Origin of the sequence: Ascidiimonas meishanensis (genome assembly GCF_037782385.1) — a bacterium.
Taxonomy (GTDB): domain Bacteria; phylum Bacteroidota; class Bacteroidia; order Flavobacteriales; family Flavobacteriaceae; genus Ascidiimonas; species Ascidiimonas meishanensis.
Genome location: NZ_JBBEXD010000011.1, coordinates 144,039 through 154,851 on the forward strand (window position 1 = coordinate 144,039; position 10,813 = coordinate 154,851).

9 protein-coding genes and 1 pseudogene are annotated in these 10,813 nt (G+C 36.0%); 7 read left to right on the forward strand and 3 right to left on the reverse strand.

Annotated features, from left to right (window positions below):
- Nucleotide 1 precedes the first annotated feature (1 nt).
- From WBG07_RS17055 to WBG07_RS17085, 7 genes are all read left to right on the forward strand, one after another.
- A complete protein-coding gene (locus WBG07_RS17055; RefSeq protein WP_340203016.1) occupies nucleotides 2-2,320 on the forward strand; it encodes a phosphotransferase in 2,319 nt (772 codons plus the stop codon).
- Nucleotides 2,313-2,828 carry a CDP-archaeol synthase gene (locus WBG07_RS17060; protein WP_340203018.1) on the forward strand — a complete coding sequence of 172 codons (516 nt, stop codon included), beginning with the start codon at nucleotides 2,313-2,315 and terminating at the stop codon, nucleotides 2,826-2,828. Before WBG07_RS17055 ends, WBG07_RS17060 begins: the two co-directional genes overlap by 8 nt.
- On the forward strand, nucleotides 2,828-5,299 hold the full coding sequence (locus WBG07_RS17065) for a PEP/pyruvate-binding domain-containing protein (RefSeq protein WP_340203020.1): 2,472 nt from the start codon (nucleotides 2,828-2,830) through the stop codon (nucleotides 5,297-5,299). Before WBG07_RS17060 ends, WBG07_RS17065 begins: the two co-directional genes overlap by 1 nt.
- Entirely contained in the window at nucleotides 5,274-6,014 is a 741-nt protein-coding gene (locus WBG07_RS17070) for a hypothetical protein (protein ID WP_340203022.1), read from the forward strand. The genes WBG07_RS17065 and WBG07_RS17070 overlap by 26 nt, the downstream gene beginning before the upstream one ends.
- An 811-nt stretch (nucleotides 6,015-6,825) precedes the next feature.
- A complete protein-coding gene (locus tag WBG07_RS17075) occupies nucleotides 6,826-7,269 on the forward strand; it encodes an HU family DNA-binding protein (RefSeq protein WP_340203024.1) in 444 nt (147 codons plus the stop codon).
- Nucleotides 7,270-7,755: 486 nt separating this feature from the next.
- Entirely contained in the window at nucleotides 7,756-8,316 is a 561-nt protein-coding gene (locus WBG07_RS17080; protein ID WP_340203026.1) for a Crp/Fnr family transcriptional regulator, read from the forward strand.
- Between the two features lie 62 nt (nucleotides 8,317-8,378).
- A complete protein-coding gene (locus WBG07_RS17085; RefSeq protein WP_340203027.1) occupies nucleotides 8,379-9,872 on the forward strand; it encodes an alpha/beta fold hydrolase in 1,494 nt (497 codons plus the stop codon).
- 113 nt (nucleotides 9,873-9,985) lie between these two features.
- On the opposite strand, the pseudogene WBG07_RS19525 reads toward WBG07_RS17085, so the two are convergent.
- The 3 genes and pseudogenes from WBG07_RS19525 to WBG07_RS17100 all read right to left on the reverse strand — a co-directional run.
- A pseudogene (locus WBG07_RS19525) lies at nucleotides 9,986-10,114 on the reverse strand (IS1 family transposase); the annotation flags it as partial.
- A 318-nt stretch (nucleotides 10,115-10,432) separates the two neighbouring features.
- Nucleotides 10,433-10,591, reverse strand: a complete 159-nt coding sequence (locus tag WBG07_RS17095) for a hypothetical protein (protein WP_340203029.1) — start codon at nucleotides 10,589-10,591, stop codon at nucleotides 10,433-10,435.
- 11 nt (nucleotides 10,592-10,602) lie between these two features.
- Nucleotides 10,603-10,813: hypothetical protein (locus WBG07_RS17100; RefSeq protein ID WP_413788833.1), on the reverse strand; the 211-nt coding region annotated here is incomplete at its 5' end.

The window sequence follows — 10,813 nt, forward strand, 5'->3', positions numbered from 1 at the left end:
GATGATGCAAGAGATTAAAACAATACCGGGAAGAGGCTTGGTGAGTCCGGTTTCTTTAAATTTAAGACTTGACTATCTAAAAAAATTAAATTTTAAGACAGATAAACTGGTAGTTTCTGGTTTAGATCTTAACGACATTCAAAAAAATATTGAATCCTACATTGGTTCTGTAGAGATTCCTGTAGGGATATTAGGGCCGCTTTTATTTAAAGAAAAAGACGCTGAAGAATTTGTGTATGGCGCAGCAGCTACATTAGAAGGTGCGCTGGTGATGAGTATGAACAGAGGTGCCAGAGCCATTAGTGAAAGTGATGGGTTTAAAGCATCTATTGCGTGGCAAAGAATGACCCGTGCCCCTATGTTTCTTTTTGAAACCAAAGAAGAAGCAGGCCTATTTAAGAAATTTACAAAAAGACATTTTGAAGATATTAAAAAAGTAGCAGAAGGCTATTCAAATCATGCTGTACTGCATGAGATAAAATCCATACAAAAAAAGAAGGTGGTACACCTGCGGTTTAATTATACTACGGGTGATGCTTCTGGGCAAAACATGACAACTACCTGTACATGGCATGCTATGCTGCATCTGGTAGAAAGCTTTCGTAAAGAATCTGGCATCAACCCAATAGATTTTGTGATTGAAGGTAATGCCTCTTCAGATAAAAAAGTATCCCTATACACCATTGCATCTGGAAGAGGAATTAGAGTAACCGCTTCTTGTGTCCTTAAAGAAGAGGTTATTGCACAGGTATTACGTACTACTTCAGATAAATTGGTTCGCTGTTTTAAAGCCTCCAGAAAACTGGCGAGACAGAACGGGATGATAGGCTACAATATAAATGTAGCCAATGCTATTTCCAGTATTTTTGCGGCAACCGGGCAAGACCTCGCCTGTATACATGAGTCTTCGGTAGGTATTTTTTCCCTTAAAAAAGTGAAGAAAGGACTAGCCGTTAAACTCACCCTCCCTAATTTAGTAATAGGTACGGTAGGTGGCGGAACACACCTTCCTAAACAATCACAAGCCTTAGAATTAATGGGTTGCATGGGACCCGGCAAGGTTGAACGCTTTGCCAAGCTTATTGCAGGCTTTGCCTTAGGCCTGGAGATTTCTACCAGTGCAGCCATTGTTAGTGGTGAATTTGCAAAAGCTCATGAAAAACTAGGGCGTAACAAACCTAAAAACTGGTTATTAAAATCAGAACTCAACCCTAAGTATCTACAAAAAATACTAGTTGATTCTGGTTTGACAGATATAGAACTCCTCCAAAACAAGACTATAGAAAATGGCATTCTTACCAGCATTACCGGTAAAATTAGCAAAAAACTTATTGGTTTTGTACCCTTAAAAGCCTTCCGTAAAGCAGATTACCAAGAAGTTCATGTATTACTCAAGTCTAAACCAACAGATGCCGAAGTAATTAAAGGACTCCACATGATGGCAGCATCTGTAAATCCGCTGCTTTCCAATCTGATAAAAGACACAAAAGAGGATCTAGAATATAAAAAATGCCATCTAAAAGAACTGGAGGTATATGAATTTCTAAACCGCAAAGGCTTTAAAAATATGCCTGAATTCTACGGCACCTATATTAACAAGCAACGTGAAATTTATATTATAGCGCAGGAATTCTTAGAAGAAGACGCACTTTCTATCTACAATAGTGAAAATCATCCGGAAAAATGGGATAAAACTTCTATTGAAAATGTTATTAAAACTGCAGCTCATTTTCATCAATTAACCAACCAGCCCGAAGCGCTGCAAAGCATGTCCTCGGTTCAGCATTTTGTTCCGCATAAAGGAACCGAATTATATGATGCACTGCTGAGAATCTCCTTAAAAGAAACAGGAGATGCTTACAAAGTTGAACAGCTCAAAGCTTTAAAAACCGAAATAAGATCAGATCGCTTTATTAACCAGTGTGAGTTACCAAAAACCATTATTCATAATGATTTTAACCCCCGTAATATTGCTGTAAGAAAAGACGGTACTATTGTTATTTATGATTGGGAGCTGGCGGTGATAGATTACCCCCATCGTGATATTGTGGAGTTTTTAAGTTTTGTACTTCCCAAAGACTTTTCAAAAGAAGAGCTAATGTACTATTTGGAATATCATTTTAACTTGTTACCAGAAGAATGGAAAAAAAGTTATAGCAAGGCAGCATGGTTTGAAGGGTATAGACAAAGCCTAGTTAACTTTATGGTTTCTAGAGCGGTTTTTTATGATGTGGCAGGTATTCTTATTAAATATAAGTTTTCAGACAGAATTCTTCATACGGCTTTTCGTATGTTGGCATTTCTTGAAGAAAATGAGTAAGCTCTTAACACATATACTTATACTTTTTATACCCTTAACGCCTACGCTTATTTTGCATATGTTGGTGGTAAAAAAAAATTGGTTCTCCAGCTGGTGTATTCCTATAGCCACCCATACTTTTGGTAAAAATAAAACCTGGCGAGGGGTACTTTTTGTGCCTTTGGCAAATGGCTTCTTTTGTCTATTATTAGGGATATTTTTGCAAAGAAATCTATTGTATTTCTTAGGCGTAGGCATAGCACTAGGTCTTGCCTACATAGTTGCAGAACTACCCAATTCTTATATGAAGCGTTCTCTGAATATTCCACCAGGAGGCAGACACCCTAAGTATCCATTTCTTTTTCTTTTAATTGACAAAGCAGACTCCATAACCGGAGTACTCCTCATGTATTATTTTTTGGCTGATATTACACTATCAGAAAGTATGTATATATTTATATTGGCCATGGGGTTACATCTAGCTGTTTCCACCTTGCTTTTTAAGTTAAAAATTAAATCTTCCATTTAATGTATCTATGCTCTTTAGATCATCATATCACTGAAAATCTGGCGGGAGCCAAAGGGTACCATTTAAGCTTGATGAAAGCAGCAGGGTTTCCCGTACCTGAAGGATTTATTGTAAAAAGTAATGCCTTTACCCACTTTTACCTTGCACAAAAAGAACCAGATGCTACCTTTAAAGAAGAACTGATACAACAATTAAATGCAATAGGGGCAAACGCCTATATGGTGCGGAGTTCTGCTATTGGTGAAGATGGTGCCGAAACCTCTTTTGCCGGACAATTAGATTCGTTTATTTGTAGCGGAGATACCAATGCTATTATATCCGATATCATTCGCTGCTGGCAATCGTATGAAAAAGAAAATGTAGCCGTCTATGGGGCACATAAAGGAAAGCAACTGGCAGGGATGGCGGTAGTGGTTCAAAAGTTAATAGATCCAGATTATGCTGGCGTTATTTTTACCCGAAGCCATTTACACGAAGGACAAATGCTGGCAGAATATGTAGAGGGACATGGAGAAGCATTGGTATCAGGGCAAGTAAATCCAGCAAGTGTCCATTACCATATTGCTACCGAAACCTTAGATGAAGCGGTAGATTTTAATTTAAAACAGGGGTTTGAAATAGCCAGAAAGCTAGAATTACATTACGGGTATCCGTTAGATGTAGAATGGGCGGTAAAAGAAAATCTCTTTTATGTGGTGCAATCAAGGCCTATTACCACAGTAGTGAAAGAATTACCACAGTACTGGTCTAACACCAACGTAAATGAAAACTACCCAGATCCCATTAGTCCGCTACTCTATTCTATCGCCAGAGATTCTTATTATCATTACTTTAAAAACCTTTCCAAATTGTTTCAGGTAAATGAGCATACTATAAGATCTTTAGAGGGCGCCTATACCAATATTGTAGGTGTTTGGGGCTGCCATATGTATTACAATATGAGTAGTATTCATGAAATTATCTCACAATCTCCCTTCTCAGAAATGTTGATGAAATCTTTTGATAATTTTGTGGGATATACGGCAGAACAGGCACATAAACCTAAAAAAGCAAGCTTTAAAAACAAGCTCAGATTTGTACGTGACTTTGTAAAGTTTAATTTTTTTCTGGAGAAAAACGTTTCTTACTTTGAGCATCTGGTTAATGGCTATAGCAAGCAAGCAAAAGAAGCAGTAAGCCTTCAAGAATTAAAGAAAGCGTTTCACGGGTTTATAGAAATTAGAATGCATAGCTGGTACAGAGCCTCTTTAGCTGATTTTTTTGCGATGGTCTCTCATGGTATTTTAGGCGCCTATTGTAAACTTTTTTACAAAGAAGAAGGTGTTGCTATTCATAACAAACTCATTCAGGCCATTCCTAATCTTATTAGTAGTGAACCCATTATTGATACCCATAGAATCAAATTAAAAATCAGAGAAAACAAAGAGCTGTATGCGCAGTTTCAAAAGTTAAGTGCGGTAGACTTTTACAGTGTATTACAAACGAACAAAGGCTATGTAGAGGTTTTGCAATTGGTACATAATTATCTGGAGAATTGGGGCTATCGTTGTTCTGGAGAACTCATGCTTACCCACGACAATTATACGGAGAATCCTGCCTTGTTTATTGCCCTATTGCAACAGTACAATCGCCTTCCTGACAACGATCCGGAAGCATTAATCCAACAAAAATACAAGGAACGTCAAAATGTGATTCGTAGATTCCAGAAGAAAATCATTTCAAAATATCATATCCTTTTTCCTATTTCGCTTTTTCATCTTTTTATACTTCATTTGTTAATTAAATTAGCGTCTAATGGCATTAGCAGTAGAGAAAGAGCGCGCTTAAAACAAGCCTTACTCTATTTTAGGTTTAAACAGGTTATTCAAAAAATAGGACGAACTTTTGTTAGGCAAAAACAACTAAAAGATCCAGAAGACATCTTGTTTTTGCGCTATCAAGAAATAGCAGAAAGCCTCTCTAGCGCTGAGATGCTTCCCGTAAATTTAAAAAATTGTGTAGCTGCTAGAAAAGAAGCTTTTAAGCTTCAAAGCAAATTAGCATATCCAGACGATTTTCAAACTTTTATGGGCTCCTACCCTTCTCCGGATGAACTGGTTATTCCCAATGTAGCAACAGAAGGGAGTGATATTGATCTAAAAGGTTTGTCTGCTTGTGGAGGAATCGTAAAAGGGCGAGCAATGGTACTGGCATCGGTTTTAGAAGCCGATAAGTTACTAAAAGGTGATATCTTAGTTACCAGACAAACGGATCCGGGATGGGTGGTGGTTTTTCCATTGATTAGCGGACTCATTGTAGAACGTGGCGGAATGCTTTCACATGGCGCCATCGTTTCCAGAGAATTTGGAATCCCTGCCATTGTAGGAGTTCCAAAAGCAACTACCAGATTAAAAGACGGGGATCAAATATTATTAAACGCAAACACAGGGCATATTGCTATTTTAGATGAAAATACTACGGCTATATCTTAAACAACGTTTTAAGCCTGTAATTTTTGGCGCGCTTACTTTGTTACTGATCCTTTTCTCAGTAGCGCATTCACTTACCAATAGCCAGGTTTTTCTTTTTATACTACCCGTTTTTCTTTTTTTAGGGATGCTCCGCTTGTATGATGATCTAATGAATTATCAAGTAGATGTAGCAAAGCCTAATCGTATTTACACCCAGCCCAAATCGCGCAATTTACTCGCCCTTATTCTGGCGGGCTTTGCATTTTTTTGCAGTCTGGTTTTATTTCTGCTTCATCCTATTTCTGCAGGGGTATTGGTTTCATTTTTAGTACTGAACGATCTCATGTATAGGTTACTTTTTAACCGAGGAATCTGGAGGCATTTTCTCCCCTTGTTTAAATATCCGATGGTGGTTGGCTTTCTCTATTTTTTAAGTACTGCTCAATTTTCATCCCTAGAAATTACTGGCTTGATGGTAAGTATTTTTTGCGCCTTTATTGTCTTTGAACAATTAGATGACACCCACTTCCCTATTGCTAGAAAATATAAGGGGCTCTTTGCAAACCTCAGTTTGATTGCTTTGCTCATTGCTTTTATTGATTTGCAGTTCTGGTGGGTTTCTATAGCAGTTCTGGTGAGTGGCAACCTTGTAGTAAGGCTCAATCATAAAAGTACTCCGTACCTTTTTTTAGCTTTTGTCTTGGTGTCCAAATTGGTATTGGAGACACTGGCTTAATGAGCCTTGTACTTACCAAAGACTATCCCACAACTTTTCAAAAACCCTCATATTCTATTTATCTACTGTATAAAAGTAACTGCACCAACAGGGAGCATTCGCTCAAAACAATACATTATTAATACTTTCAATTTTCACAAACTACAGCTGAAATAAAGAGTGAATATGTTATTTAACGTCGGTTCGACGTAAACAAGAATTAAAATCGATTTCGAAATTGTCTTTTTCCGCAGTATAACAAGGTTTTCCGTTAAGAATTTTCGAAACCCCGATCGTTCGGGGGAGAAATGTAAATTCATGAACTCCTTTGAAGAAAATAGAGTATAGTGAACTAAAATTTAGGAAAGCCTTGTGGTTTTGTCCACTTTATGGACAAAAATACCTTGGAAATCGAAGATTCATGAATACCTTCATGCAAAACAGATATGACATGAACTAAAAAGTGTCTTTTCTTTTGGTTTCCCCGCGCCACCTGTCTGCTTCACTAAAAACAGCTACTAGCTGTTTTCTTTACGTTCGCCCCTAGACAAGCAAAGAAAATGAACGTAATGATCTAAAAATAAGATGGTTAAATTAAAATAGTGTAAAAAAATTTAAATCATATTTTATGAAAGTTATATCGAACTCACGTTATTTAGCAATAGCAAACCAAACCCATTAACAACTTTTTAATCTTTTTATTATTTTGTTAAGAAATTCTCATGAAAAATAACATTTCTTAAGAATATTATGGGTTATTCTTAACAAAATACCATAGAATTCTCAATCATCTTTGTGATAACGAAATATAAACTTAACAAGTAAAACAATTATGAGTGTAACATTTAGAACAATCCAAAAACGAAATCCACAAGATCTTACCGCAACTCCTAAATATTATGCGTTGGCGATACCTAAAGGCACCTCAGATATAGACCGCCTTTCTGAATTGATTGCCGATGGTTCTACTGTACGCCAAGCAGATGTTTATGAGGTTATTATTGGTTTAGTAAATGCCATTCAAGGCGAACTTAAACAAGGACGTAATGTAGTGCTGGGTAAACTAGGCACTTTTAGTTTAGGTGTGAACAGTGAGGGGGTAGAAGAGGAAGAAAAAGTAACGGCCAATCAGATTAAAAAAGCGAGAATACGTTACCGCCCTGGCACCAAAATTCGCAATATGCTGAAAACTCTTCGGTATCAAAAAGAACGTATCGAAAAGCTTACAGATGCAGATACCTCGCCCGAAATAGAACTTACAGATGTGGGCAACTAATTAGTTGGTTTTAACAGTTAGTTTTTAGTGTTAGTTGACACATTTTGTTAGAAAAGCCCTTCGGGGCTTTTTTTATGCTTTGTTATTTCCTTAAAAACATGCGAAGGTTTTGACCCAAACATGCGGAGCTTTACATACAAAGTTGCGGAGCTTTTTGTTTGAAGCTCAAAACCTTTAGAATATAGCCTTTAAAACGTCTTTTAAAAACCTTAAGTGTAAACTATACACGATTTGTAAAGTATTATCGATGCTTGCTTTTAAAAATAGCATCCATGTCTCTTTAATTTTTTCACTTTTGTCTGAGCATCTTGTTAAGAACAATGAAGTACCATGCGACCTCACTTTTAGTTAGCTTTTGTACAGCATTTATCTTTAAAAAAACAACTATTTGAAATCTATATGTTTCTTATAATTCGTTTTTTGTATACTTGTTAGGGCCAATTTTTATACTACAATTAAAAACTGATCCCTATTATTTTAAAAAAGATGAAGGAAACTATTACCTCATACATCAATCTATCAGATAAGGTATATACGCTATTTTTTAATTCGGGAGAAAAAAAAGAAGCTCCTAAGCATCAAATTTTATTTGCTCCGCCCAAAGTCAGTAGAAAATGTTTATTTATAGAAAGCGGGCTGCTACGGGGCTATAAATTAATAGAAGGGAAAGATTATACCCATCATTTTTATGCTCCTAAATGGTTTGCTACAGACTTTAAAAGTTTTCTAACCAATACACCCAGCACCTTGTTTATAGAGACCTTAACAAAGGTGCATTATTATGAGTTTGATAAAGAACATTTGTATAAACTATATGCGTCTTATCACGAATTAGAAAGACTAGGTAGAATTATTGCAGAAAAAGCATACCTTTTTACCGTTGAAAAATTAGCAGACTTACAAACTCTTGATCTAACAGAACGTTACCAAAGCTTAATAATTAAAAATGCTGAGTTATTTCAACAGGTACCTCAAAAATATATTGCTTCTTATTTAGGTGTATCAGAACAAAGTTTAAGCAGAATTAAAAAGAAATGCATTTCTTAACAAATGTGAATTTGAGAAACACTAAATCTATGTTTCTTTGTAATTCACAGAATTCGCTAAAAATGAAGTTTCGGTTATTATTTTTTATACTGTCTATACTGCTTATTGGCTGCAAGAGTACCAAAGAGATTACAAAACCATTTGTACCTACTTTTACTATATCTAAGGAAACAACTCATAAAATTCCTGAAGGACAAGTATATACATTTGGCTATCTGGAAGTACTTGAAAATCGTTTTAAACCAAACGGCAATAAAATACAGCTCCCTGTTTACATTTTTAAAAGCAGCAATAAAAACCCTAAAAAAGATCCTATCATCTACACAGTGGGTGGTCCTGGCTATTCTACCATGAGAACTGCTCAATACATGAAGTATTATACCTATCTGGATGATAGAGATTTTATTTTATTTGAACAACGCGGTACTCAATATGCACAACCAAGTTTGGATTGTCCGGAATGGTCTAAGGCTATCTATTTATCTCAACTTCCAGGCTATAGAGGCAAAAAGGAAGACAGCTTATTGAATGATGCCGTATTAAAATGCAAAACCCGCCTCTTAAAAAAAGGCATTGACTTAAATGCCTACAACACTCATGAAATTGCTTCCGATATTGAGGACTTACGAAAAGTTCTAAAAATAGAACAGTACAACTTATTGACTATTTCATACAGTACAAAAATAGCGCAAGTCCTACTAAGAGATTTTCCACAGGCTATTAGAAGTGTTGTTATGGACTCCCCCTTACCGCTAGAAGTTACTTACGACGAAGTAAGCGTTGAAAATCTTTTAGACGTAGCAGCTAAGTTACTTTCAGATTGTGAGTTAGACGAGAAATGTAATAAGGCATTTCCAAACATTAAAAAAAGGTTCTTTACTTATTTAAAGGAGAAAACAGAAAATCCATTACTTGTTGAAATCGAAAATCCGACTAACGGAAACTTAGAAACTTTTTACTTAAAAGGAAAAGATTTAATGAGTGTTTTCACTTCTGCTTCTACGGGTAGCATTGCCAATGTGCCATTTGAATTGGAAAAACTTTTAAATAATGATCTCAGTACTTTAAAAGAAGAATTGTTAAGTATATTCAAGAAACCAGCCGCGTATAACGGTTACGGAATGGGCATGCGATTGTCTGTTTGGTGTGCAGAGGAATACCCTTTTGCTTCTCAAAAAACAATTGAAAGCGAATCAAAAAAACACCCACAAACCAAGGGGCTTTCGCCAGCAGTTTTTGAATCGAACATCTGCAAGCTTTGGGATGTAAAAAAAGTAGGGAGTATTGAAAACAAAGCGGTTATTAGCAATAAACCGGTGTTACTAATTAGTGGTGCCTATGATTATGAAACTCCTTTAAAATGGGCTAATGCCATGCAAAAGAATTTACCAAATAGTTTTCATTTAATTTTTAAAGGTTGGACGCACACCCCAACCACCTACTGGAGTAACCCATGCGCTATGGAAGCAGCAAATGTATTTTTTAATCATCCTGAGAAACTGCCAAATCTGGAATGCCTTAAAAACCTAAAACCTCCTAAGTTTAAAACAGATTAAAAATACGGTTTATTGAAATGGTTACTGGTGTAAACAACTTTTATTTCAAGGATTCTAGCAAGTCTTTACGTTTTAAAGAAATACTATTTAACGCGAGTTCGATGTAAAAAGAACTACTTTTCTATAGTTTTTCTGCTTAATCTTTTAATATGAGTTCTCAATGTGAGATTCATTCGCTCAATTTTATTAGTACACTATTGAAATACGCTATGGATTTTTGATGGAACCAGACCGAGGTAAATAACGTGAGTTCGATCTAATTTCAGTTTTATATTTTAATCTTAAATAGGGTCTTTGAATTATTAAAGTTGTTGTATATAAGTTGCTTACATTCATTTTCTTTGCTTGTCCAAAGAAAACGAACCAAAAGAAAAGACAATTTCGAAATCGATTTTAATTCTTATTTTCGTCGAACTGACGTTAAATATTAAGTCTATAGGTATAAATTCACTTTGGGTTATTAAACCATTCCTATCATTATCTGAATAAGATAGTCCCCCCGCGCCAACTGGCTCGTTCACTAAAAACAGCCACTGGCTGTTTTCTTAACGTTCCGCCCTCTAAATGATCTTATACTGGTATACGTAATCAAAAGAACTTCCATTGGGTTCTACATAGCCTTCAGCTGTATTGAAAAACTGTAGCGTACCATTCTCATAGATATAGTTTCCAGCATATTTGCCAATGCGCCAGCTGGCCTGTTCGCTAAAAATATCCACTGGATATTTTTTTAACGCTCCATCCTCAAAGAACTTTCCGCAGTGTTTTTTACTATCTTTTTTAGCTTCACCCCTACGGCATTATAAATATACTGAATATTTCCGTCTGCCATAGTTACCTGAGTAGGTAAATTCAAATGGTTGTAGGTGATATTGGTAATGCCTTTGTTGGCATCAGTTGTCATATTTCCGTTTTCATCATAACTATAATCTGTTCCATTG